19 protein-coding genes are annotated in these 24,799 nt (G+C 70.4%); 7 read left to right on the forward strand and 12 right to left on the reverse strand.

Annotated features, from left to right (window positions below):
• Positions 1–14: 14 nt before the first annotated feature.
• From OHA77_RS11995 to OHA77_RS12015, 5 genes are all read right to left on the reverse strand, one after another.
• The gene (locus OHA77_RS11995) at positions 15–437 is read right to left on the reverse strand and encodes a roadblock/LC7 domain-containing protein (protein ID WP_184756144.1); all 423 of its coding nucleotides are present in this window, start codon (positions 435–437) and stop codon (positions 15–17) included.
• The gene (locus tag OHA77_RS12000) at positions 434–3,244 is read right to left on the reverse strand and encodes a nitrate- and nitrite sensing domain-containing protein (RefSeq protein ID WP_406318083.1); all 2,811 of its coding nucleotides are present in this window, start codon (positions 3,242–3,244) and stop codon (positions 434–436) included. The genes OHA77_RS11995 and OHA77_RS12000 overlap by 4 nt, the downstream gene beginning before the upstream one ends.
• Before the next feature lie 219 nt (positions 3,245–3,463).
• Positions 3,464–5,749 (reverse strand): [protein-PII] uridylyltransferase, encoded by a 2,286-nt coding sequence (locus OHA77_RS12005; RefSeq protein WP_406318084.1) that lies wholly within the window; start codon positions 5,747–5,749, stop codon positions 3,464–3,466.
• Between the two features lie 3 nt (positions 5,750–5,752).
• Complete coding sequence (locus tag OHA77_RS12010) at positions 5,753–6,091, reverse strand: P-II family nitrogen regulator (protein WP_196449393.1); 339 nt, start codon at positions 6,089–6,091, stop codon at positions 5,753–5,755.
• Positions 6,088–7,407 (reverse strand): ammonium transporter, encoded by a 1,320-nt coding sequence (locus tag OHA77_RS12015; RefSeq protein ID WP_326820545.1) that lies wholly within the window; start codon positions 7,405–7,407, stop codon positions 6,088–6,090. Before OHA77_RS12015 ends, OHA77_RS12010 begins: the two co-directional genes overlap by 4 nt.
• A 263-nt stretch (positions 7,408–7,670) precedes the next feature.
• Here OHA77_RS12015 and OHA77_RS12020 point away from each other — a divergent pair, with 263 nt between their 5' ends.
• Entirely contained in the window at positions 7,671–8,600 is a 930-nt protein-coding gene (locus OHA77_RS12020; protein ID WP_406318085.1) for an ABC transporter substrate-binding protein, read from the forward strand.
• A 72-nt stretch (positions 8,601–8,672) separates the two neighbouring features.
• Here the strand turns inward: OHA77_RS12020 and OHA77_RS12025 are convergent, their stop codons facing one another.
• The 6 genes from OHA77_RS12025 to OHA77_RS12050 all read right to left on the reverse strand — a co-directional run bounded on the left by OHA77_RS12025 (position 8,673) and on the right by OHA77_RS12050 (position 15,216).
• A complete protein-coding gene (locus tag OHA77_RS12025) occupies positions 8,673–9,905 on the reverse strand; it encodes an MFS transporter (protein ID WP_406318087.1) in 1,233 nt (410 codons plus the stop codon).
• A complete protein-coding gene (locus OHA77_RS12030; RefSeq protein WP_406318089.1) occupies positions 9,902–11,137 on the reverse strand; it encodes a tetratricopeptide repeat protein in 1,236 nt (411 codons plus the stop codon). The genes OHA77_RS12025 and OHA77_RS12030 overlap by 4 nt, the downstream gene beginning before the upstream one ends.
• On the reverse strand, positions 11,130–12,344 hold the full coding sequence (locus OHA77_RS12035; protein ID WP_406318090.1) for an FxsB family cyclophane-forming radical SAM/SPASM peptide maturase: 1,215 nt from the start codon (positions 12,342–12,344) through the stop codon (positions 11,130–11,132). Before OHA77_RS12035 ends, OHA77_RS12030 begins: the two co-directional genes overlap by 8 nt.
• A 93-nt stretch (positions 12,345–12,437) precedes the next feature.
• On the reverse strand, positions 12,438–12,593 hold the full coding sequence (locus tag OHA77_RS12040) for a hypothetical protein (protein WP_406318092.1): 156 nt from the start codon (positions 12,591–12,593) through the stop codon (positions 12,438–12,440).
• A gap of 235 nt (positions 12,594–12,828) precedes the next feature.
• On the reverse strand, positions 12,829–14,403 hold the full coding sequence (locus tag OHA77_RS12045; RefSeq protein WP_406319814.1) for a methyltransferase domain-containing protein: 1,575 nt from the start codon (positions 14,401–14,403) through the stop codon (positions 12,829–12,831).
• Positions 14,404–14,556: 153 nt separating this feature from the next.
• Positions 14,557–15,216, reverse strand: coding sequence for a TetR/AcrR family transcriptional regulator (locus OHA77_RS12050; protein ID WP_406318093.1), 660 nt, complete (start codon positions 15,214–15,216; stop codon positions 14,557–14,559).
• Positions 15,217–15,309: 93 nt separating this feature from the next.
• Between OHA77_RS12050 and OHA77_RS12055 the strand changes: the two genes are divergently transcribed.
• From OHA77_RS12055 to OHA77_RS12080, 6 genes are all read left to right on the forward strand, one after another.
• The gene (locus tag OHA77_RS12055) at positions 15,310–16,746 is read left to right on the forward strand and encodes an MFS transporter (protein ID WP_406318095.1); all 1,437 of its coding nucleotides are present in this window, start codon (positions 15,310–15,312) and stop codon (positions 16,744–16,746) included.
• 163 nt (positions 16,747–16,909) lie between these two features.
• A complete protein-coding gene (locus OHA77_RS12060) occupies positions 16,910–19,966 on the forward strand; it encodes a LuxR C-terminal-related transcriptional regulator (protein WP_406318096.1) in 3,057 nt (1,018 codons plus the stop codon).
• A gap of 3 nt (positions 19,967–19,969) precedes the next feature.
• The gene (locus OHA77_RS12065; protein WP_326820534.1) at positions 19,970–20,848 is read left to right on the forward strand and encodes an alpha/beta fold hydrolase; all 879 of its coding nucleotides are present in this window, start codon (positions 19,970–19,972) and stop codon (positions 20,846–20,848) included.
• A gap of 9 nt (positions 20,849–20,857) precedes the next feature.
• Complete coding sequence (locus OHA77_RS12070) at positions 20,858–21,613, forward strand: ABC transporter ATP-binding protein (protein ID WP_406318097.1); 756 nt, start codon at positions 20,858–20,860, stop codon at positions 21,611–21,613.
• Positions 21,610–23,226, forward strand: a complete 1,617-nt coding sequence (locus OHA77_RS12075; RefSeq protein ID WP_406318098.1) for a hypothetical protein — start codon at positions 21,610–21,612, stop codon at positions 23,224–23,226. Before OHA77_RS12070 ends, OHA77_RS12075 begins: the two co-directional genes overlap by 4 nt.
• Positions 23,227–23,229: 3 nt before the next feature.
• Entirely contained in the window at positions 23,230–23,424 is a 195-nt protein-coding gene (locus OHA77_RS12080; RefSeq protein WP_406318100.1) for a hypothetical protein, read from the forward strand.
• Positions 23,425–23,851: 427 nt separating this feature from the next.
• On the opposite strand, the gene OHA77_RS12085 is transcribed toward OHA77_RS12080, so the two are convergent.
• A complete protein-coding gene (locus OHA77_RS12085) occupies positions 23,852–24,790 on the reverse strand; it encodes a sigma-70 family RNA polymerase sigma factor (protein ID WP_326820532.1) in 939 nt (312 codons plus the stop codon).
• Positions 24,791–24,799: the final 9 nt, after the last annotated feature.

The raw sequence follows: 24,799 nt of genomic DNA on the forward strand, positions 1-24,799 counted from the left end.
GCAGAGCTCGGTCACTACCGCCCCCGGGAGGTCTGCAGCTCGGCCCGGAGAGCCGGGGTGAGCACCTGACCGGCTCGGTCCACGAGCAGGGTCATCTGGTAGGCGACCAGGCCCATGTCGCAGTCGGGGGAGGCCAGGACGGCGAGCACGGAACCGTCGCTGATCGCCATGACCAGCATCAGGCCGCGCTCCATCTCGACCACCGTCTGGGTCACGGCCCCGCCCTCGAACACCCGGGACGCGCCTACCGTCAGGCTGAGCAGACCGGCTGCGACGGCGGCCAGTTGATCGGCCCGGTCATCCGGGAAACCCTCCGAGCTGGCGATCCGCAGTCCGTCCGCGGAGACGCACACCGCGTGTGCGACACCGGGGGTGCCGCGGACGAACTCGGTGATCAGCCAGTCGAACTTACGCGCCTCATGGCTGAGAGTCGTCACGAGCCCTCCTCATCGGCCGCCAGGTTCCTGGCGGGATTCTCGTTCAGTTCGGCACGGCCCCGCCGTACCCCCTGCTGGAAACTCGACAGACGGTTGCGTGCCCGTTCGGGCGAGAGCGGCGGCATCGGGCTGGACGGCGCGGCGGTCACGGCACCGGGCACCAGGTTGGCCTTGGGCGTGCGCTTGGGCAGGCCCGAGGAGGTGAGCCCGCCGAGGGCTGGGTCGCTCGCCGCCTGGGCGGCCTGCCACCCGGCGTCGGCCGCGGTCTGCCAGCCGTCCGACTCCCGGGCCGGCACCCACTCCTGGACCGGCATGCCGTTCACGGGTGTGGGCGCCTCGATCACCGGATCGGGCAGGCCAGGCTGCGGAGACGCCGCGTGCCGTGCGTACTCTCCGGCCTCGCGGCCGTCCGGGTCGGCGGACCGGCGGAACCAGGCCGACTCGGTGGCGGCGAAGATCGGCAGGTACTCCTCCTGTTCGGATTCGAGCGGGGAGACCCGTACGGCCGGCATCGAGGCGGTCGCCGGGTCCTCCTCGGAGGTCTGCTCCCAGGGCGGGGAGCCGGAGTTCGGAATGCTCCTGGCACCGTTCGCACCCGGGACCTGACGTTTGGGGAGGGGGTGGCCGCCCGTCACCGGGGCGGCGGGCTCGTCCTGCTGCCGTCCGAGCGCCGGGAACGACGTGGAGCCGAACGGGGCGGACTCCGGCTCGGGGACCTGCCCGAACGAACCCTGGCCGAAGGAGCTCTGCCCGGACGAGGTGTGTCCGGACGAAGTGTGTCCGAACGAGGTGTGTCCGAACGAGCTCTGGCCGAACGGGGAGTCCTGCCCGGACGAGGCGTGCCCGAACGAGCTCTGGCCGAACGGGGAAGCCTGCCCGGAAGCCTGCTGGGCCTGCGACTCTGTGCCCCATGACGGGGTGATGGGCGGCTGGACCGCCTCGACGACGAGCTCCGGCGGGAAGAGGACCATGGCGATGAGGCCACCGGCCTCCTGCGGGCGGAGCTGGACGCGGATACCGTGCCGCAGGGCCAGCCGGCCGACCACGAACAGGCCCATCCGCCGTGACACCGAGACGTCGACGACGGGCGGGTCGGCCAGGCGCCGGTTGGTCTCGATCAGTTCGTCGGTGGTCATGCCGATGCCGGCGTCGCTGACCGCGAGCAGTGCTCCGCCGCCTTCGATCATGCTGCTGGAGACCACGACCTGGCTGGCCCGCGGGGAGAACTGGATGGCGTTCTCCACCAGTTCGGCGACCAGGTGGACGATGTCGTTGGCGGTGCTTCCGGCGACCGAGATCGTGCGGTGCACCTTGATCTGGACCCGCTCGTAGTCCTCGACCTCCGACAGCGAGGCGCGCACGACGTCGACGAGCTTGGCCGGCTGGCTGCGCCTGCGGGTCGGCTCGTGCCCGGCGAGGACCAGGAGGTTCTCGGAGTTGCGCCGCATACGGGTGGCGAGGTGGTCGAGCTTGAACAGGTCCGCCAGGCGGCCGCCGTCCTCCTCGCCCTTCTCCAGGCCGTCGATCAGCGAGATCTGCCGCTCCACCAGTGTCTGGGTACGGCGCGACAGGTTGACGAACATCGCACTGATGTTGGAGCGGAGCTCGGACTCCTCGGTGGCCAGCCGTACGGCCTGCCGGTGGACCTCGTCGAAGGCCTTGGCGACCTCCCCGATCTCGTCCTTGGTGTCGACCGAGATGGGGGCGATGTCGGGGGCCTGCGAGTTTCCGGAGACCCGGAGCCTGCGTACGGCTTCGGGAAGGGTGAATCCGGCGACGTCCAGCGCCTCGGCGCGCAGGCGGCGCAGCGGCAGGACCATCGACCGGGCGATCAGGATGGTCAGGACGAGGATCAGGAGCAGGCTGAGCAGGATGATCCCGGAGACGATGATCGCGTTGCGCTGCTCGGTCTCCTCCAGCATGCGGGCCCGGGTGATCACATCGGCGGCGACCTTGGTCTCGACCTTCCGCATCGCGTCCAGGACCGCGGCGTTGTCCGAGAACCACTGCTTGACCTGGTTGAAGTCGGAGAGCAGGCGCCCGGTGTTGCCCGGGTCGCTGGCGAGCACGATCGCCCTGGACTTGGTCAGCTCGGCGCGGTGCATCTTCTCGTCGATCATGGCCTTGACCAGGAGCTGGCTGCTCTCCGGGCCCGCCTCGACACCGAAGTCCGCCTTGTACTCCTCCAGGCGCGACCGGGAGGCGATGAACTTCTCGATCTCCTGGGCGTTGATCAGCGAGGGCGCGTAGTAGCCGGCCAGCAGGCGGGCCCGCTCCTTGGAGACCTCCTCCTTGGCGTAGGCCAGTGCGCTGAGCGCACGCATGTTGCCGACGATCTCCGTGTCCTCGCTGACCAGCGTGAGCTCCTCGTGGAGCTGGAGCAACGGGGAGATCATGTAGGCGTACCGCTCCGCCTGCGTCGTTCCGGACAGCTGGCGCAGCTCCTTCAGGCCGGCGAGCTGGTAGGTCACGTCCTTGGCGGCATTGACCGCCCGGTCGCCGTAGGACTCGTCGAGCGCCTCCAGGTCCAGCCGGACCCTGCCGACCAGCGCGTCAACGGTCTTGCGCTGTTCCTCGGCGCTGCTCTTCAGCCCCTTGTTCGAGGGCTGGAACGAAGCCCACGCCGTCCGGTCGCGTTCCAGGCCGAGGGCCTGGGCCAGGTTGCGGAGATCACCGGAGTACTCGGCCGCCGACGCGGTCCGCTGGTAGCCCGTCACGTTGTCGACAGAGGCGACCACGCGGGTTCCGCCGAGCAGGACGCCCACCACGGTCGGCACCAGGATCAGCGCCGTGAGACGCGACCGCACGCGCCAATTCCGCAGGCCGAACCGGGCGGCAGGCCGCTTACCACGGTCGTGTGCCGGAGCACCGCCGCTCTCGGATGTCGCCGTCACCGCTCTCGTTACCCCTCACCGTCACGACATATGTGGCACAACATCAGACCACAAGGTCACGGGACGAATTCGACATATCCGACAAACCGGACTTAATTGTTACGAAGGTGACGAGAGAACGACTGCCTGCGGTTATTTCAAGGCGGCGAGCACGTGGTCCCGTACTTGTGCCCGCTGAGCCTCATCGGTCAGAGGACGCCCGACCCGATCCACGACATAGAAGACGTCCACCACCTCTGCGCCGAGAGTCTCTACACGCGCAGCGCGTACGTCAAGACCACAGTCCCCAAAAGCTCTGCCGATCCGCCACAGGAGGCCGGGACGGTCGTGCGCGCGGACCTCCACGACGGTCGCCGTGTTGGACGCGTCGTCGACGAGCGTGACCCGCGGCGGAGCCACCGGCACCCGGGCCGGCCGCATGGACCGGGTCCTCCTGGCCAGGCGTTGCTCGATGTCGAGCCGACCGGCCAGAACCAGCCGCAGATCGGCCTCCAGCGTCGCCGGATCGGGCGGTGAGCCGTACTCGGGGACCACCGAGAACTCGATGACGGCGGTGGACCCCGCAGAGGCGGCCGAGGCGGCGCGGACCACCATCCGGTGCGCGGCCAGCACCCCGGCCGCACGCCAGAGCAGCCCCGCCCGGTCGGGGGCGACCACGGTGACCGCTCCCCCGTTGACCCGGATGGCACCGCCGCCGTGCCGGGCGAGAGACGCCTGGGCCGTCGAGAGCGCCGGCGCGGGCGGCAGCGGGGTGCCGGACAGGACCGAGCGCACCCGGCGGACCAGATCGGCGACCAGGGAGGCCTTCCAGGAGTTCCAGGCCGCCGGACCGGTCGCGTTGCCATCGGCCACGGCGAGCGCGGCCAGCAGTTCGAGGACCTCGCGCGAGCCGACGGCCTGCGCCACCCGGGAGATCGTCACCGGGTCGTCCAGGTCACGGCGGGTCGCCGTCTCGGGCAGCAGCAGGTGGTGGCGGACCACGGTCTCCAGGATGTCCACGTCGGCCGGGGACAGGCCGATCCGGGTGCCGATGTCGCGGGCCACGACCGCACCGGTGGTCGAGTGGTCACCGGGCCAGCCCTTGCCGATGTCGTGCAGGAGGGCGGAGATGAGCAGCAGATCGGGCCGGGACACCTCACGGGTGAACGAGGCGGCCCCGGCGGCGGCCTCGATCAGATGGCGGTCCACCGTGTAACGGTGCACGGGGTTGCGCTGCGGGCGATGCCGCACCCGCTCCCAGTCGGGCAGCAGCCGGACCAGCACCCCCGCCTGGTCCAGCTCCTCCCAGACCGGCACCGCCGCGCGGCCCGTGCCGAGCAGCGCGACCAGCGCGTCCCGCGCATCGTCCGGCCATGGGACCGGGAGCGGCGGGGACTGGGCGGCCAGCGCGTTCACGGTGGCGGGTGCGAGAGGCAGCCCCGCCTCGGCGGCGGCCGCGGCGGCCCGGAGCACGAGCACCGGGTCCTTGCGCGGATTGACTCCGCGGGCGAGCACGACCTCGCCACCGTGCTCGACGACGCCGTCGGCGAGCGGACGGCGGCCCCTCGGCGCGGGGCCCGTCAGCAACCGGTCGACGGTGCGCCAGGTGGCGTCGAAGGCGTGGGCGACCGTCCGCCCGGCCTCGGCGAGCCTGCGCATCAGTGCCTCGGCGTCGAGCAGGCCCAGCATCCCGGCGACTGCGTCCTGCTCCTGGAGCACCAGGCGGTCGGCCCCCCGGGCGGTCACCAGATGCAGCGCATGCCGTACGTCGAGCAGAAGCTCGTAGGCCTCACGGACCCGGGGGCCCGGGGCCGAGGCGACCCAGGCGGCGGCCACGGCCTGCATCGCCTGCACATCGCGGATCCCGCCGTGCGAGTCCTTGAGATCGGGTTCGAGCAGGAACGACAGCTCACCGCTCGCTTCGGCGCGCTTGTCGGTCGCGTCGCGCAGCTCACCCAGCCGGCGCTTGGAGTCGGACCGCCACTCCGACAGCACGACCTCTCGCGCCGCCCGCGTCAGCTCGGGATCCCCCGCCACGTGCCGGGCCTGGATCAGCCCGAGCACCGCCTTGAGATCATCCCTGGCGACCACGGCCGCCTCGTCCACGGTCCGCACCGAATGGTCCAGACCGACCCCGGAGTCCCAGACGGGATACCAGATGCGGTCGGCGATCTGTGCCACGTCGTCGCGGCCGTTGTGCAGGAGGACCAGATCCAGGTCGCTGCCCGGAGCGAGCTCCGCGCGGCCCAGGCTGCCGACCGCGACGAGCGCGACGCCACTGAGGGCGCCGCGCTCGTCGGTGTTTCTGGGATCCCCGTTCTTCGCGGTGCGCCCGTACGGCACGCCGCAGGCACTTCGGATCAGGTCCGTCAGCCAGCGGTCGATGTCCGCGGCCCGTTCCTTACGGGCCGCGGCGTACGAGCGGGTTTCGCCTCTCACCGGCTAGAGCGCCTCGGGTCCGCGCTCTCCGGTGCGGACCCGGATCACCGTGTCCACCGGAACGGACCAGACCTTGCCGTCGCCGATCTTGCCGGTCTGCGCGGCCTTGACGATGACGTCGATGACGTCCTCGGCGTCCTCCTCCTCGGCGAGCACCTCAAGCCGGACCTTGGGCACCAGGTCCACCTGGTACTCGGCGCCCCGGTAGACCTCGGTGTGGCCGCGCTGGCGGCCGTACCCGCTGGCCTCGCTGACCGTCATGCCCTTGACGCCGAACTGCTCCAGGGCTGCCTTCACGTCATCGAGCTTGAAGGGCTTGATGACCGCGGTGATGAGTCTCATGCGTCGACCTTCTTGGACGCCGGGGCGACGACCGGACCGTTGACGGCGGCCACGCCTGAGGAGTGGATGGTGCCGAGGTCGTAACCGGTCTCGGCGTGGGAGGTGATGTCGATGCCGGTGATCTCTTCCTCGGTGTTGATCCGGAAGCCCATCGTCTTGTCGATGACCTTGGCGACGATCCACGATACGACGAAGGAGTAGAGGCCGACCGCGACCGGCCCCAGCACCTGCACGCCGAGCTGGGAGATCGGGCCTCCGAGGAGGATCCCCTTCTCCTGGCCGTCGGCGAACGGGTAGGCCGCGACGAAACCGAGCGCCACCGCGCCGACGACACCGCCGACCAGGTGGACGCCGACCACGTCGAGGGAGTCGTCGTAACCCAGCTTGTACTTCAGGCCGACCGCGTAGGCGCAGACGACACCGGCGATCGCGCCGATGACGAACGCCGCCCAGGGGTCGACGAAGCCACAGGCCGGGGTGATGGCGACCAGACCGGCGACGGCGCCCGAGGCCACACCGAGGCTGGTGGAGTGACCGTCACGGAGCTTCTCCACCAGCAGCCAGGCGCCGGCGGCGACCGCGGTGGCGATCTGGGTGTTGATGAACGCCAGACCGGTCGTCCCGTCCACGGCGAGCTCGGAGCCGGCGTTGAAACCGAACCAGCCGAACCACAGCAGACCGGCACCCAGCAGAACGAGCGTGAGGTTGTGGGGCCGCATCGGGTCCTTGCCCCAGCCGACGCGCTTGCCGATCACGAGCGCGACCGCCAGGGCCGCGGCACCGGCGTTGATGTGCACGACCGTGCCTCCGGCGAAGTCCTCGATGCCGAGGCTGCTCAGCCAGCCGCCGCCCCACACCCAGTGGGCCACGGGGAAGTAGACGAGGCTCACCCAGACGAGGCCGAAGACGACCCAGGCGCCGAACTTGACGCGGTCGGCGAGCGCACCACTGATCAGGGCCACTGTGATGATCGCGAAGGTCATCTGGAACATGGAGAAGACCAGGCTCGGCATCCCCGTGCCGTCATCCTTGGTCGCGGTCTCCACCATCCCGGCCAGGCCGAGGTTGTCAAGACCGCCGATGAGCTTGTTGACGATGCCCGTACCGTCTCCGGCAACGTCGAAGGCCAGTGAGTGGCCGTAGAGAACCCAGGCGATCGTCACGACGATGATGCTGACCCACGACATCATCATCATGTTGAGAACGCTCTTGGCCCTGGTCATGCCCCCGTAGAAGAACGCGAGCCCGGGAGTCATCAGCAACACCAGTGCGGTGGCTGTGAGCATCCAGGCAGTGGTGCCGCCATCGATCTTCATTCGACGCGACCCTCCCTTACAAATGGCGTGTGGCCGATTTCACGGTCGCAGTGAACGCTTCCTGGGCTTCGTCGACCGGCCGCGCACTGACGTTGCGCCAAAGCGTCTTCTTCTGCCGTTTCAGGCCACAACCGTGTGTGTTTCGCATCTGTGAATCTCGGCCATGCGGTGTTTCAGGGACGTTTCGGCTGGGTCGGAGCTTGACCAGTAGATGACCACAACTACCCTCAGGCATGCCTTACCTAAACTCCCGAGGGGATCCGATGACCATCCGTATGGCCAGGGCCGCGGCCGCCGTCCTGCTGTCCGCCCTCGCTCTCACGGCCTGCGGCTCCTCCGCCGACGACCAGGCCGCCGAGGGTTCGACCCGCACGATCAAGCACGCGATGGGCGAGACGAAGGTCCCTGAATCCCCCAAGCGGGTTATCGTGCTCGACACCGACAAGCTTGACACCATGGTCTCCCTGGGCCTCACACCGGTCGGTGCCGCGCAGGCGGCCGAGAACCAGGCATGGCCGAAATACCTGGGATCCACCCTGGACGCCACCAAGCCGGTCGGCACCCTCCAGGCGCTCAATCTTGAGGCCATCGCCGCGCTCAAGCCGGACCTGATCCTCGGCACGAAGTTCCGGCAGGAACAGTTCTACGACAAGCTCCGCCAGATCGCCCCCACCGTGTTCACCGAGAAGGTCGGGACCACGTGGAAGGAGAACCTGCTCCTCGACGCCGACGCGCTGGGCAGGAAGGCGCAGGCGGAGAAGCTCCTCGCCGACTACCAGACCCGGGCACGGTCCCTCGGCGGCTCCGACGCGGTCAACGTGAGCATCATCCGCTTCATGCCCGCGCAGATCCGGATGTACGGCCCCGAGTCGTTCAGCGGCATCGTCGTCGGCGACGCCGGTTTCGGTCGTCCCGAACCGCAGCGCCTGGCAACCGCCCAGGACAAGCGGTTCGGCGAGCTGAGCCAGGAGAACCTTTCCCAGGCCGGCGGCGACGTGCTCTTCTACAGCGCCTACGGCGCCAAGGCCGCGGAGAGCCAGGCCACGGTCATCGGCGGCCCACTCTGGAAGAACCTGCCGCCGGTCAAGGACGGCAAGGCCCACAACGTCGACGACGAGACCTGGATGACCGGTATCGGTGTCACCGCCGCCGGGAAGATCCTCGACGATCTGGAGAAGTACGCGAAGCCATAGCGGACGAGGCGGTCACGGCCGGTGCGCCCTTCTCGGACGTGATACCCCGGCGGCTCACTCGCGACCGTTCCTTCAGGCGGTGGATCCGGCCATGAAGGCCGGCGGACGGCGGATGGCCGGAACGGTGGTGGCCCAGACGGCGAGGAGCAGCATTCCGGCGAACAGGATCGGCGCGACGGCGTCGACGCCCAGGTGCTCTGCGAGAAATCCGCCGTAGAGAGGCCCCACCGCGTTGCCGACGAACAGCGCCATGAGTGCGACGCCGGACACCCGGCCCAGCATGTGCGCGGGGGCCTGCCGAACCAGATACATGTTCATGGACACGTTTCCCACCGAGCCGACGAACCCGGTGACCAGCAGGGCACCCGCCACCGGGAGGATACCGACGCCCAGGAGCGGGAAGGCGAGCGCGCCGGCCCAGATCCACATTTGCGCGAGAGTCACCGAGAAGCCGAAGCGCCGGAAGATCGGGGCTGCGACGAGTGCGCCGACCACCCCGCCGATACCCGGCATCGAGAGGGTCACCCCGATCAGGAACGGCGACACCCCGTGCTGCTGGGCGCCCGCCAGGAAGGTGAGGATCAGCGCGTGCACGCAGATGCCCACGCCCACCGTCACCACGAGGTCGGCTCGCAGGAACGGGTCGCGTCCCACCCAGCTGAGCCCTTCGATCATCTCCCGCAGGATGTGCCGTCGCTCGCGGGTCGGCCGCCTGACGGTCCCCCGCATTGAGACGAGCGTCCCGAACGAGACGGCGAACGAGAGTGCGTCGACGACGAAGGGGACGACCCGTCCGAGGCCGAAGAGGAAGCCGCCCAGCGAGCGGCCCAGCAGCAGGGCGGAATTCATCCGGGTCTCGTTCGCCGCCAGGGCACCCGCGATCTGGCCCTCGGGTACGACCGACGGGACGGAGAGCCGCTCGGCCAGGCGGTAGAAAACGCCCAGGGCCCCTTCGACGAAGGCGACCGCGATGATGAGGGCGATGCCCGGAGTCCCGAAGACCAAGGAGATGACCAGGGCGCAGACGGCCAGTCCCCGTCCGAGCTCGGACAGCACCATCACTCTCCGCCAGTCCCACCGGTCGACGAGGGGGCCCGCCGGCAGGTAGAGCAGGAGGTCGGGGAGCATGCCGGCGAACGCGACCCAGCCCGCCTGCACCGGCGAACCGGTCAGTGCCAGCACGAGCAGGGGAAGCGCGATGCTGGAGACCCGGCTGCCCATGACGGACGCCGCGGAGCCGATCCAGAGGAGGACGAAGTTCCTGTTCCGCCATAACGCCGGGGGCTTCTCGTCGATCACCGTCATTGCGGCAGGTTCTTCAACCGCTCATCCACCACGTCGACTGTGGGATCCACCCGTTGGGACAGCAGGTAGTGGTCGCGAGCGAGGTCCGGCTTCCCCAGTTGTTCGTAGACCCAGCCCAGGTGGAAGGCCGCTTCGGCGACCGCGATGCCGCCCAGCGGGAGCGTGCGCTCGAACGCGTGCAGCGCCTCGTCGATGCGCCCCGCCGCGACAAGGGCCTGCCCGCGGCGGTTCCATGTCCGGTGATCGTGCGGGTTGAGCTCGACCAACCGGTCCGTCGCCGCGACGGCCCGCTCTGCCTGGCCGAAGAGGATGAGGGTCTTCGCCAGCGTCTCGTACAGGGGCGTGGCGTGATCCTCCCAGGCCAGAATGCGCAACGTCCCCTGCGAGGGCCGTCCGAGGGCGAGACACTCCTCCGCGCGGTCGAGTATCGCGAGCGTGGCCTTGACGTCCGACTTCAGGAAGGGAAGGTAGGCCACCGCGCGCAACCAGGTGTGCTCGGCCAGAGCTTTGACCGTTTCCGTGTCGTCGAGGGATGCCAGCGCCGCTCTGCCCAACTCCGCCGCCTGATGTGCCTCCGGCGTGTCGGTCCCTCTCTTGCCGTTACGCACCACGATGAAGTTCGCCAACATGAGGCGCGCGTACGCGTCGATTTCCTCGTCCGCCGCCGCATTCAGTGCGAGCTGCTCAAGCTGGGCCGAGTCATGGTGAAATCTGAAGAGAACCGACATCTCCTCGCGGGCGAGCCGGGGATTGAAGCGATGAGCGTCGGCCTTCGTCCCGGACATGCCGAGAAGCTCGGCCGCCTTCTTCGGGTATCCCAAGCGGAGTAGCAGGTCGGCGGCGGCGCGTAACGCGGGGGGCGGGAGAGAGTCCCTGTCGCGGCACACCTGATCGACCTGGAGCCAGAGGTCTGACGCCAGGTCGGCGGGCAGGTCGCCGAACTCCTCGGTGAAGGCGTCCGGGCGGTTCCGACTGGCCGCGGTGAGAATCCGCCACGTGTCGGGCGGCCGGGTATTGAAGATCGGCAAGGCGGCGGCGTCACCCTCCACCAGGTGCCTGGCGATGGCGTGCGTACAGATCGCGACCGTATCCGACAGCGGCTGCGGAGCCGCAAGGCCGATGGGCACGGGGCAGGCGGCGGGCCGGCCTGCGGACAACAGCGCGCGCAGGCGCCGGGCGAACGGTTTCGCTCCCCCTGGAAGCCGGTATGGGGGGATGCGGAGTTCAGGCATCCGACGCTTCCCTGTCCGCGAGAAGCTCTCGTCTCATGTCCTGCTGAATATGTGTGACCAGGCGCATCAGATCGGCGCAATATACCGACGGGTTGAGGAATCCCGAGCCACTGCGATATCTGTGTGTGTAGTGCCCGCCGCCGCACACGTCGCTGATTGCGCATGCCTGACACGTCGCGCTGAGGCCTGAGACGCCTATCTGCCGGGCGATCACCGCCGGGTGGTCCAGGGCCGTGTCGAAGCTGTGCTCGAAGACGTTCAGCCCGGTCTCGGGGGCTCCCGGGAAGGTCGACTTCAGCGAATCGGCCTGCTGGAGACTGCCGTCGGTGTCGATGACGACGAGCCGGACCGGTGACAGTCCTATGTATTCCACCGTGCTGGGGCCGCCCAGCGACAGCCGGAAGATGTTCTGGAAGAACCGCACCTTCGGCTTGTCCGGATTCTTTCGCCAGTATTCGTATATCCGGATCAGCCAGTCCGCGTACGGCGCGGGGCTGGAACCACTCTCGGCGCGCGGCGGAGGGGTCGTCCAGTTCGCATGGGGAAGCATGAAATCGATGGCCGGCGGAGAGAATTCAGCCAGCGCCTCGTAGCACTCTATCGGGTCATTTCTCAGGTCGATGGCGCAGAGGAATCCGGAGAAGGACCGCCGGAACCGCCCGGAGCCGAGGAGCTCCATTGCGCGCGCCACATCCGAATAGCTGCCCCGACCGTTGCGGTATTTACGGCTCCGGTCGTTCTCCTTCATGCCGCCGTCCAAACTCACCCCGATGCGGACATCGTGAGCGAGCAACACGTCGAGCATCCGCTCGTCGAGCAGCAGACCGTTCGTCTGCATTTTGAACCGCACTTCGGCCCGGTCTTCGACGGCGCCGCGCACGGTGCGCACAAAATGGTCGATCATGTCAGGACCGGCCAGCAGGGGCTCGCCCCCGTGGAGGACCACATAGATGGTTTTCAAATCGTGCGCGTCGACGTGCTCGGAAATGCGCCTGGCGAGTGCGTCGATGGTCTCGCCGGCCATCGCCATCGGCCGACCGAGCCACGACTGATCTGCCATTTCGTACATATAGCAGTACGTGCATGCCAGATTGCAGCGCTCATGAATCTTGACGATAAACAGATCGAATGGCGGCTGCTGCCATTCTCCGGCGCGCAGCGCCGCCACGTCCAGGCCGCTCTCCGGCCATTCCTTGCGATTGGACACGGCAAGCTGGATTAATTCCGACACGACCTACCCCCGCCACCAATGAAAGCATCCCTCTCCCTAATGAAAGGTGGAGGGATACTGAGTTTCAGTTTAGATGCCGGAACTGAATCCGCCGCTGTTGACACAGCCGACGAAGTCCGCCGCCAGCTGCTCCAATTCGTCGGCAAAAGGCGTGCCGAGCGACTGCCTGGAGCCGTTCCCCGCCATCAGGCTGCTCTTGATCTGAGCAATCTCCGCAGGACTCATGAAAACCTCCACGATTAATCGTGCACGGAATTCGCATTCCCCATTTGGGGATGCCCGTCGCAGCGTATGATCGGCGATCAAGGTCTGTCAACAGACCTCTTCGACCGTGCCTGACACGGCCTGGCGGGCAGGAGCCCATGATTCCGCGACACCCGCCGTTGAGCTGGTCGGCAGCTGACGGGCGCCACGAATCGTGAGCGGCAGACTTCGATGGGTGCGACGGTTACCGGGCGGTTCACCCGCGGCGGCGCGCGACCAGGACGGCGTCGTGGATGGTGATGTCGCCCCCTTCGGGGGAGACCGCGACACGCGGCCGGGCCTCGGCGACCACCACCTCCCACCCGGCGGGGTCGAGGGAGGCCGCGACCTCCTCACCGGTGAACATCATGTCCGGGAAGTGCATCCGGTGGGCCGTGGTCCGCAGGTCGGACGGGTGGTGCCCGACGATCAGCAGGGTGCCGCCCGGGGCCACCGCGGCGGCCAGCCGGGCGAACAGGGGCCGGCGCTGCTCGCCGGGCAGGTGCATGAACTGTGACGACACGAGGTCGTACCCGCCCTCGGCGGGCACCCGGTCACCCAGGTCCCCCTGTGCCCAGCTGATACGTGCGGCGACCTCCGCCCCGGCGTCCGCAGCGTGGGAGGCCGCGCGCTCAAGTGCGGTGGCGGAGATATCGACCGCCGTCACCCGCCAGCCCCGCCCGGCGAGCCAGACGGCGTCGGCGCCCTCGCCGCAGCCGACGTCGAGCGCCCGGCCCGGGGTCAGGCCGGTGGCCTCGGCGACGAGCTGCGGGTTGGGGCGTCCGCTCCAGATCGCCGGCTTGGCGCGGTAGCGCTCCTCCCAGGCGGCCTCCCCGAACATCGTGTCGATCCGGTGCCGGTACGCGTCGACGGCGGCGCGGGTCTCCTCGGCGATGAGGTCGGCGTTGATCGCCGCGCCGGCGTTCAGGCCCGCCGCAGCGGCCGTGATCACTTGGGCGCGCACGTCGGCCACGTTGCCCGCCACCCACACACCGGGCACGTCGGTGGCCCCGGTCGAGTCGGCGGGGACCTGACTGCCGAGGACGTGCCCACCCATCTCCAGGTCGACCGGCTTCAGCCCGAGCGACTCCAGCACACCCGCGCGAGCGGTGAACCGGGGCGCGACGACCACCGTGTCGAGCGTGACGACCTCGCCCGAAGCCAGCCGCACCCCGGTCAACGCGTCGCCGGCCACCTCAAGCCCCGCGACCGGGCCGTCCACGACGGCGATCTCGCGGGCCGCGAGCCGCTCGGCCTCCTCGGCGCCCGGTGGCGGGGTGCCGTGCAGCAGGAGCAGGACGTGCGGGCTCCACTGACGCCACAGGTGCGCTTGGTGCGGGCCCATCGGCCCGGTGGCCAGCACGCCGATCCGCCGGTCGCGGACTTCCCAGCCGTGGCAGTACGGACAGTGCAGCACGTCGCGACCCCACCGCTCGGCCACCCCGGGCACGTCGGGCAGCTCGTCGACGAGCCCGGTCGTCACGAGCAGCCGCCGCGCCCGCACGCCGCGTCCGCCGTCCAGCTTCACAAGGAACCCGTCGCCCTCCTTCGTTGCGGCTTCGGCGTATCCGGCGACGATCTCGCCGCCGTATCGGGTCACCTCGTCGCGCCCGGCGGCCACCAGCTCGGCAGGCGGCGTACCCTCCCGGGCCAGGTAGTTGTGCACGTGCCCGGCCGGGGCGTTGCGCGGCTCCCCGGCGTCCACCACCAGCACCGACCGCCGCGCTCGCACCAGCGCCAGGGCCCCGCTCAGCCCGGCCGCGCCGCCGCCCACCACCACCACGTCGTACATCTCGTTCACCGTGCGCTCCTTCTGCTCATCATCTGCGTCCACGGTGCGGCGCGGCCGCTGACCTGACAAGTAAAGTTGCCGATACAGCAAACGATCAGGCTGTGGTCCCGCCCCGGCGGCCTCGGGGTATCGACCGCCGTTGAGGAACATCCGCTAAGGCCCGAGGAGCCCGTCGACGAGGGCGATCAGGCCTTGCCGGTAGGTGTCCTCGGCGGTCAGCGCGTTCCAGCGACCCCCCAGGGACGCCAGCCGCGGCAGGGCCTGCGGGTCCAGGTCGGCGAAGACCTGGTCTCGGTAGGTCGGCCGGTCGGCGTCCCGGCGGCGCGTGGCGGCGGCGCGGATGATGATCTCTCCGGCGGTGTAGTACCAGATGGCCCGGTAGGCGTGCACGCCCTGTTCGGGTGTCAGGCCGCACTTCACGGCGGAGTCGACGATGTTCTCCGGAAACCAGAGCGCGGAGGCCGACAGCAGATCGTCGGCGGTGAGGACCTCGACGATCCACGGGCAACCGGCCAGGCTGTCGTGCATCGCCTGCGCGGCGGCGACGAGCCGCTCCCGGGGCTCCTCCGGCAGGACCGGGCGCGGCAGCTGCCCGGCGTAGTCGTCGAGGAGCAGCAGCAGGAGCTCTTCCTTGTCCTGTACGTGGTGGTAGAGCGCCATGGGAGTGCTGCCGACGTCCTTGGCCAACCGCCGCATCGTGAGGCTCTCCATACCGTCGCGCTCGATGATCCGAAGGGCCGCGTCCAGGATCTCCCGCCGGGAGATCCTGGGCGGCCTACCGGCGCGGGGACGGTGCGGAGTTGCTGACGACATGGGCCCATCATCGCCCATCCCGAGGGGCGGCACCGAGCGAGGTTGACGCCGGGAGAGCGGCGAGGCTAATTTTTATACATGTATAAAAAATGGATGGGAAAACCTTCGCTGATCCTGGTGGTGGTGGCCATCGCGCAGTTCATGGTGTCGCTGGACATGTCCGTGGTGAACGTCGCCCTGCCCGCGATCCGCTCGGGCCTCGGTTTCGATCCGGCCGGGCTGCAGTGGGTCGTGGACGCCTATGCCCTGCTGCTCGGCGGACTCCTGCTGCTCGGCGGCCGGGCGGGTGACCTGTACGGGCGGCGGCGGCTGTTCGTGCTCGGATTCGCACTGTTCGGCCTCGCCTCTCTGGCCGGCGGGCTGGCGCAGTCACCCGGCCAACTGGTCACCGCCCGAGCGGTGCAGGGCCTGGCGGCGGCCGCGCTGACCCCCTCGGCCCTGGCCATGCTGACCACGACCTTCACCGAAGGGCGCGCCCGCGCCCGGGCCCTGGGCGTATGGGGCGCCGTGGCCGGCACGGGCGGCGCCGTGGGCGTGATGGCCGGCGGTCTGCTGACCGAGTACGCGGGGTGGCGGTGGGTGATGCTGATCAATGTGCCCGTCGTCGTCGGCGCGCTCGCCCTGACAGCGGTGACGGTGCCCGCCGACTCCCCCGGCCCGCACCGCGGACGGCTTGACCTGCTCGGCGCGGTTCTCGGAACCTGCGGTCTGGGCCTGCTGGTCTTCGGCGTCGTCCGCACCCACGACCACCCCTGGACCTCGGCGGAGACCCTCGGCACCCTGGCCGTCGCCGCGGTGCTCCTCTCCGGATTCATCCTGGTGGAGGCAAGAATCGCCAAGGCTCCCCTGTTCCGGCTGGGCCTGCTGGCCAACCGGACGGTGGCCGGAGCCAACCTCTTCGTGTTCCTCCTGTTCGCGGGCCAGTTCGCCGCCTTCTATTTCGTCTCGCTGTACATGCAGGGAGTGCTGCGTATGAGCCCGGCCGCGACCGGAGCGGCCTTCCTCCCCTTCAGCGCCGGTCTGATCTGCGGCACCGTGATCGCCACCAGGGCGGCACGTCGCCTCACCCTCCGCGCTCTACTGGTCCCCGGTGGCCTCCTCGCCGCGGCGGGCTTCGGCTGGTTCAGCCTCATCAGCCCCACTGGAAGCTTCGTCGTCCACGTCCTGGGCCCGTCGCTGGTCACCAGCATCGGTCTCGGCATGTGCCTGGCCCCGCTGGCGGGCGCGGCCACCGCCGGCGCACCGCCCCACGAGGCCGGGATGGCCTCGGGACTCATCAACAGCGCCCGCCAGATCGGCGGCTGTATCGGCCTGGCGGTGCTCACGACCGTCGCGGGCCGGCGCACCGGGTCGAGCACCGATCCCACGGCCCTCACCCACGGCTACGCGTTGAGCCTGGGGATCTCCGGCATCCTGCTGGCCATCGCGGTGGCCGTGGCGCTGACCGTCCTGCCCAAGGGCCGCCCCGGCCCACCGGTCGGCACCGGCACGAGACCGGAAGAACTCACCGTTCCGGCCACGGCACGCTGAACCCCTCGACTCTTGGAGCCTGCCGACAAAGAATTCGGCCGCTGAGGCTGGGACCAAGGATGCCCTGGTCGAGGCCGTCTTCGACGGAATACCCCAGCTACCAGGAGCGGGCTCCTGGTAGCTGGGGTGTTGTCTGCGCAACTCGGCGACCAGGAGCCCGTGATTGTCTGTCTACACGCCCGCGTCCGTGAACGCCGGCGATTGCGCCTCACTGGGGTGCCGATGTCACGGCCGCAAACCGGCATACCCGTCGGATCTGACCGTTGCCGAATGGGCGGTGCTGGAAGGCGAGGCGCGGGCGGTGATGGCCGAGCGGGTCGCCGCCACCGGCCGGCCGATGGTGCATGACCTGCGCGCGGCGCTCGACGCGATCGGTTATGTGACCCGGTACGGGATCAAGTGGCGGGCCCTGCCGATCGGCTTCCCGCCGCATGAGGCCCGGCTCGCCCTCGCACCGGGTCATACCAGGGGGCGCTGCGCCCCGCGGGCGAGGGCGGCGGCCTTCAAGGCGAGCCGGCCGCCCCCTTTACAGTGGGTTTCTGTGCTTTACGGAAGATCTGTGGAAATCAGCGCGCTCGACGAGGTGATCGCACAGGCCCGCCATGGCTGCGGCGGGGCGGTAGCACTCCGGGGTGAGGCCGGCGCGGGCAAGACCGCCCTGCTCGACGCAGCGGCCGCGCGGGGCGAGGCGATGAGGGTGCTGCGGACCGGCGGCGTCGAGTCCGAGTCCGACCTGGCGTTCGCGGCGCTGCACCAGCTGCTGTGGCCGGTGGCCGGATTGATCGACGCGCTACCAGGGCCGCAGGGCGACGCCGTGCGAGCGGCCCTGGGGCACGCCGTCGGCGGCGCGGGCGACCGCTTCCTACTGGGCGCCGGCGTGCTGTCGTTGCTGGTCGAGGCCGCCAGCCCGGAGGGCCTGATCTGCGTGGTAGACGACTTCCAATGGGTCGACCGGGCCTCGGCCGACGCGCTGCTGTTCGCCGCCAGGCGGCTGGGTACCGAACGGATCGCGATGTTGCTCGCCGTCCGCGGCGACGCTCCTGTCAAGGGCGTGCCGTCGACGGTGGGCGTGCGCGGCCTGCCCGAGGACGCCGCGGCCGAGCTGTTGGAGTCCCGGCACGGGCTGCTGGCCGCCCCGGTGAGACGGGAACTCATCACGCTGACCGGGGCTAACCCCCTGGCCCTGGACGAGATCGCCGCCCGGCTGACGCCCGCGCAACTCGCCGGCCGCGAACCGCTGCCCGACCCGCTGCCCGGCGGCGCCCGGCTTTTCGGCGACCGGGTGACCGGCTTGTCGGCCCCCGCCCGGCTGGTCGCCCTGCTCGCCGCCGTCGAGACCGACCTCGAGGTGGTCCTGCTTGCCGCCGAGCGGCTGGCGGCCGGGGCGGCGGCGGGTTCGGAGGCGGCGGCCTTCGCCGAGCTGGAGGAGAGCGGGCTGGCCGAGGTGTCGGGCACAGGCGTGCGCTTCCGTCACCCGCTCATGCGATCCGCGATCCACGAGGCGGCCACCCCCGCCGAGGTCCGCCACGTGCACGCCGTCCTGGCGGAGCTGACCGCGGGCGACCGTAGGGCCTGGCACCTGGCCGGAGCCGCCCTGGGCCAGGCCGAGCCGGTCGCCGTCGCGCTGGCGGAGGCCGCCGAGCGGGCTCGCGACCGCGGCGGGTACGGCGCCGCCGCCACCGCCCTGACCAGGGCCGCCGAGCTGACCCCCGAGCCGCGCGCCCGCGCCGTCCGGCTGAAGGACGCCGCCGTCGCGGCCTGGCTCGCCGGCCGGCCGGGACAGGCGGAATCGCTGCTGGCCGAGGCACGCGAAGGGGCCGGCAGGGACATCCCGCTCGCGATGGAGATCGCCCAGCTCCGGGGCCGGTTCGAGCTGAACTCGGGCAACGCCGCCGAGGCCGTGCGGATCCTGGCGGCGGGCGACAGCCTGGACATGCTGGCCGACGCCGTGGAGGCGGCCTCGTACGTCGGCGACACGGCGGCCATCGTTGAGCTCGGCCGACGGGCGGCGGCGCACCCCGAGGGGTTCTTGCGGGACACGGTGGCCGGGATCGGGCTGACTCTGAACGGCGACGCTGCCGGGCCGGGCCTGCTGCGGCGGGCACTGGCGCGGGCCGGCGAGCTGGAGGATGCGGCGGGCTACCTGTGGGCGACGGCCGCGGCCAGCGCTCTGGGCGAGTCGGATCTGGCGACCGAGATGGCCGAGCGGGCCGGGCGAGTGGCCAGGGTGTCGGGGATGACCGGGCAGTTGCCCGTCGTGCTGGAGTTCGTGGCGACCGCCGACCGCCTCGCCGGGCGGCTCGCGCGCAGCCAGGCCGTCTCCGAGGAGGGCCTGGCGCTGGCGCGGGAGGCCGGGTACGAGAACACGGTGGCCGCGCACCTGGCCAATCTGGCGGTGCTGGCGGCTCTGCGCGGCGAGGAGGAGCCCTGCGAACGGCAGGCCCGCGAGGCGCTGGCCATCGCCCTGCCGCACCGGGTGGGACTGCGCGCGGGGGTGGCCGCGTACGCGCTGGCGATGCTCGATTTGTGCCTGGGCCGCTACGCGTCGGCGCACGACCGTTTCCGGGCGATCGCGGTGGCGGGGCCGGGCGCGGGGCATCCGACCGTGGCGTGGCGGACCATGCCGGACCGGGTCGAGGCCGCAGTGGGGGCGGGCGACGAGGCCGGTGCCCGAGCGGCGCTTTCGGCCTACGAGCGATCGACCGAGCACGCCGCGACGTCCGAGTCGCGCGCGCTGCTGGCCCGCTGCCGAGGCCTGGCCGAATCGGCTGAGGAGGCTTTCGGCGAGGCGCTGCGGCTGCACACCAACCCGTTCGAGGCGGCCAGGACGGCCCTGCTGCTGGGTGAGCGTCTGCGCCGCGCGCAGCGGCCGGGCCAGGCGCGAGCGCATCTGCGGATGGCGTGGGAGATTTTCGAGCAGGCCGGCGCCCGGCCGTGGGCGCGGCGCGCGCAGGAGGAGCTGCGGGCGGCGGGCGAGACCGGCAGCGCCCCGCCCCCCAGCGTGCTCGACGCGCTGACCCCGCAGGAACTGCGCATCGCGGGCCTGGTCGCCGACGGGTTGTCGAGCAAGCAGATCGCCGCCCAGCTCTTCCTGAGCACGCGTACGGTCGAGTACCACCTGTACAAGGTCTATCCGAAGCTGGGCATCGGCTCCCGTACGGATCTGGCGCGGCTAGTAGTTCTACAGAAGGCTCCCGTAGCCGGAGGCGACATGCTTTGAGGCATGCAAAACGTGACCATCTGGAGTGAAGAGTTCGGCGCCGAGACGGACGCGCCGATCCTGTTGATCATGGGTTCGATGTCGCAGGGCATCCTGTGGCCGGACGAGCTCGTCGGCCGGCTGACGGCCGGCGGCCGCCGGGTGATCCGGTACGACCACCGTGACACCGGCATGTCGGGCACCGTCGACTTCGCGGCCGAGCCGTACACCTGGGACGACATCAAGAACGACGTCTACCGCGTGCTGGAGGCCCACGGCCTGGACAGCGCCCACCTGGTGGGCCATTCGGCGGGCGGGCTGCTCGGCCAGCTCATCGCCGTGGAGGCGCCGGAGCGGGTGCGGTCGCTGACCGTCGTCGCCTCCTCGCCGCTCGGCGGCGGCGAGGGCCAGGTGCTCCTGCGGGCCCTGATGGGCCAGCCGCAGCCCGAGGGCAGCCTGCCGGAGCCGGAGCCGGAGTTCGTGGAATTCTTCCGCGCGCTGATGGCCGCCCCGCCCGCCCAGGACCGCCGCGCGCTGATCGACAGCATGATCGCCGAGCAGCGCGTGCTGCACGGCACCGGGCTGCCGTTCGACGAGGACGCGGCACGCCGACTGCAGGAACGCATCTACGACCGGGCCCGCGACCTGTCGGCGGTGGCCAACCACCGGCTGGCCGCAGGGGCCAGCCCCGACTTTGAGCCGGTGGGCGCGCTGCACCGGGTGCAGGCGCCCACGCTGGTCATCGAGGGCAGCCACGAGCCGGTCAAACCGGGTCACGGCGCGATCATCGCCGAGCAGATCCCGGGGGCGCGGCTGATGATCGTGGCGGGCATGGGGCACACGCTGCCGCTGGAGACCCACCAGGAGCTGGCCGACGCGATCCTCACGCACACGGCCGAGTGAGGAAGTCTGTTGCAAGATCCCTGCGTTCCCGCCATCGAAGTGGCGGACCTGACTCAGCGCTTCGGTGCCGTGCTCGCCGTCGACCGGCTCAGCCTGAGCATCCCGCCGGGGATGTTCTACGGCATCGTAGGCCCCAACGGCGCCGGTAAGTCCACCGCGTTGATGGCCATGTGCGGGTTGCGGGAGCCGACCGCGGGCACGGTCAGGGTCACCGGTCATGATCTGCGCACCGCGCGGGAGGCCGCGCTCGCCCAGCTCGGCGTCATGATGGACGGCCTGTCCCTGCCCGAACGGCTGACCGCCACCGAGGTCCTGCGTTATAGCGCCGGGCTGCGCGGCCTGGACGACGGCTGGCGGGCGCAGGCGGGCGACCTGCTGGAGATCCTCGGACTCGACGCGGTTCCGCGCACGCTGATCGTGGAGTACTCCACAGGCATGCGCAAGAAGATCAATCTTGCGCTGGCGCTGCTGCACCGGCCCCGGGTACTCGTACTGGACGAGCCGTTCGAGGCGATCGACCCGGTATCGGCCCACTCCATCGAGCAGGTGCTCAAGCAGTACGTCGACGCCGGCGGCACGGTGGTCCTGTCGAGCCACATCATGGACTTCGTCGAGCGCAACTGCCGCCGGATGGCGGTGGTGGCCGATGGCCGGGTGCTGGTTGAGGGGCCGGTGGAGGAGGTGGCCGCGGGCTCGACGCTGAACGAGCGGTTCGTCGAGCTGGTGGGCGCCGATCCGGTGCGGCCGCTGGAGTGGCTGACGTGACCCGGGCCTTGTTCGCACTCAAGCTGCGCCTGTTCCGCAACGGCCCGCACAACGAGCGCGCCTTCGGCCTGGTCACCGGACTGGTCCTGGCCGCCCTAGTGATCGCGGGCGCGTCCTTGACCGCCCATGGCGTGATCCACGAGGGCTGGATCGCCGTGGCGCTCACGGTGTGGGGTGGCATGTGGCTGTTCGGGCCGCTGGCTCAGCCTCGCCATGATCCGTCGGTCATCTCCCGCGAGTGGTTGCGCGGTTATCCGCTGCGGTCGTGGCGGCTGGCGCGGGCGCTGTCGTGGACCGAACTGCTGGGCGTCGGCCCGCTGATCACGCTGGCGTGCCTGTCGTCGCTGGTGGTGCTGGCCGCGCCGGGTGGCCCGGCGGCGGTTGCGGCCGCCGTGGCTGCGGTGGTTGCCCAGCTGTATCTGCTCATCTGGGTGGGCAAGACGGTGGCGGCGCTGGCGGCCTGGCTGCTGCAGACCCGGGTCGGGATGACGCTGGCCGCCGTACAGACCGCGATCATGCTCGCGCTGTCGTTCGCCGGATGGGTGCCAGTCGCGGCCTGGCTGCTGCCGCGTCTCGGCGAGGGGGACATAGCCCTGGTCACCCCCACGGCCGGGCAACTGCCCGAGCCGATGATCGACGTGCTCGCCGCGTCGCCCACCGGCTGGGGATACGGCGCGGCACTCGCCGCACGCGACGGCGCCGGGATGGGACCGGTCCTGCTGCCACTGGCGGCGCTGCTGGCCTTGGGCGCCCTGTTGCAGCTGTGCTGGATCGCGCTGACGGCTCGCGCCCTGCGCCGGCCGCCTCGCCGGGCGAGTTCGCGGCGGCCCGCCGTACCGGGACGTGGACTGTCTTTGCCGTTCATGACGCCGCAGGTGGCCGCGGTCGTCTCGCGAGAACTGGTCACCTGGCTGCGTGACCCGGCGCGCGGCGTTGAGCTGCGCAGCGCCTGGCTGACACCGCTGCTGATGGCGCTCATCATCGCCTTCACCGACTGGAGCTGGGCGCTGCCGCTGGTAGGCCCCGCGGCAGCCGTGTTCGGCGCGATGGTCGCGATCAACACCTACGCCCTGGACGGCACGGCCCTATGGCAGCTCCTCACCACACCGGGCGCCTTCAAGGCCGACGTGCATGGGCGGATGGCGGCGTGGGCGCTGCTGTTCGGCCTGCCGTCCATTGCGCTGGCGGCCGTGCTGTGGGCCGCGACCGGCTCTCCCTTGGGAGGTGCCGCCGTCGGTGGCGCCATCGCCGCGGCCGCGGCGGGCTGCGCCGGGGCACCGCTGCTCGCGCTCGTGATGCCGGCCGTGGGCACCGACGCCCGCGATCGCATCTACCCGGGGCAGCAAGCGGGCGATCCGACGGGCGGACAAATGACGATCTTCCCTGTGGCCCTGCTGGCCGCCATCCTGCCCGGCGTCATCGGCGGTCCGTGGTGGGTGACCGCCCTCGTCGCCGTCCTGCTGGCCGCCACCGTCCTCGGCGTGACACCCGCGCTCACCGTGCGCCTGCTCCAGCAGCGTGGCACCCGCCTCCTCGATGCGATGGCCTCACGCGATGCCGCGGCCTCGCTCATCCGCCCGAGCGGAGAGCTGAAGCCACCCGCCTGGACCTGACCGGTGCGCCGCCCGCCCCGGATCGCTTTCGGCCCATCTCCTGAGGTCCACGAGCGGGCCGCCACCCACTCGGGCAGGCGGGCCTTGGCCAACCTGCACCCCGAGGCGTCCATCAGCTCGACACGGCCGCCGGCCGCCGCGGCGGTCGGCCCTGCACTGGTCGGAGAGATACGCGTCAGCTACGGCGACCGGCCCTGAACGGTCCCGAACGGATCGCTTCAGCGTCAAAGAGCCCGCCGGCGGCCCGAAAGCAAGCAACTACGGCCCGCACGCCGTACGGCGGGGCCGTCTGGCGCGGAGGTGGGTGGGTGTTCCGGCCGGCTTATAAAAAAGCGCAACCAGCGCGCCCGTCAGTCCGGAGGCCTGAAAAACGAGACGGCAACTGCGACGGCCGGCCGGAACACCCACCCACCGCAGCGCGCACGGCGAAAACCCAAAGCATCCACCCACCGAACCGCGAAACCACCGCACCCAGAAACACCCGCAGCGACAAACCGGACCACCCACCGGGGAAACGCCTTTAGAACAGCGCAACCCACACAGCCCAGAACAACCCGAACAGACAGGCATAACAGCTCCGGCACGGCCCAGATGAGCCGTGCCGGAAGGTGTCAAGGCCAGCAGGTCAGGCGGCCATGGCCATCTTCCGCAACCGGGCCAGCGCGTCGCGCTCGATGCGGCGGGCGCGGTCACGGCCGATGCCGTAGCGCTCGCCGACCTCGGTCAGCGTGTGCTCGCGGCCGTCCATCAGGCCGTAACGCCAGCGGAGCATCTCGCGGGTCTGGCCTTCCAGTCCCGTCAGCCACTGCTCCAGGCGCTCCCGCTCCAGGATGTCCATGGCCTGCTGCTCCGGGTCGGCCCAGGTCTCGTCAGCGATCATGTCGCCGAGCTCGGTCTCGTCCTCGTCGCCCACGCCGAGCTGGAGGGAGACAGGGTCGGACGCCCAACGGCGCAACTCGCGGACCCGCTCGATCGGCAACTCCAGCACCGTGGCCAGATCGGCGTCCGTCGGCTCCTGGTCGAACTCGGCCAGCATGTCGCGCCGGACCCGCATCAACCGGGTCATCTGCTCACCCGCGTGGGTGGGCAGCCGGACCGGCCGGGCCTGCTCGTGGATCGCGCGGCCCACGGACTGCCGGATCCACCAGGTGGCGTATGTGGAGAACTTGTAGCCTCGCCGGTAATCGAATTTCTCGACCGCCCGCACCAGGCCCAGATTTCCCTCCTGGACCAGATCGATCAACGGCATTCCCCGTCCGGAGTATTTGCGCGCGACCGCCACCACAAGACGTAGATTGGCCTGGATGAATTCGTCTTTGGCCCGCTGCCCCGAAACTGCCAGCCGTTCAAGCTCCTCATCGGCGGCGTCCGCGATCCGCGGCTCCGCCAGTCCGCCGTCCAGCAATTGCTCCGCGAAGAGGCCGGCCTCGATCCGCTTGGCGAGCTCGACCTCCTCCTCCGCGGTGAGCAGGGGAACCCGCCCGATCTCAGCCAGGTAGGTCCCCAGCAGGTCCCTGTCGGTGACCTGCTGATCCTGCGTCCGATTCCCCGTCGGCCTTGCCATCCGATGGCA

The sequence above is a fragment of the Streptosporangium sp. NBC_01639 genome (genome assembly GCF_045209755.1).
In the GTDB taxonomy this organism is placed as follows: Bacteria; Actinomycetota; Actinomycetes; order Streptosporangiales; family Streptosporangiaceae; genus Streptosporangium.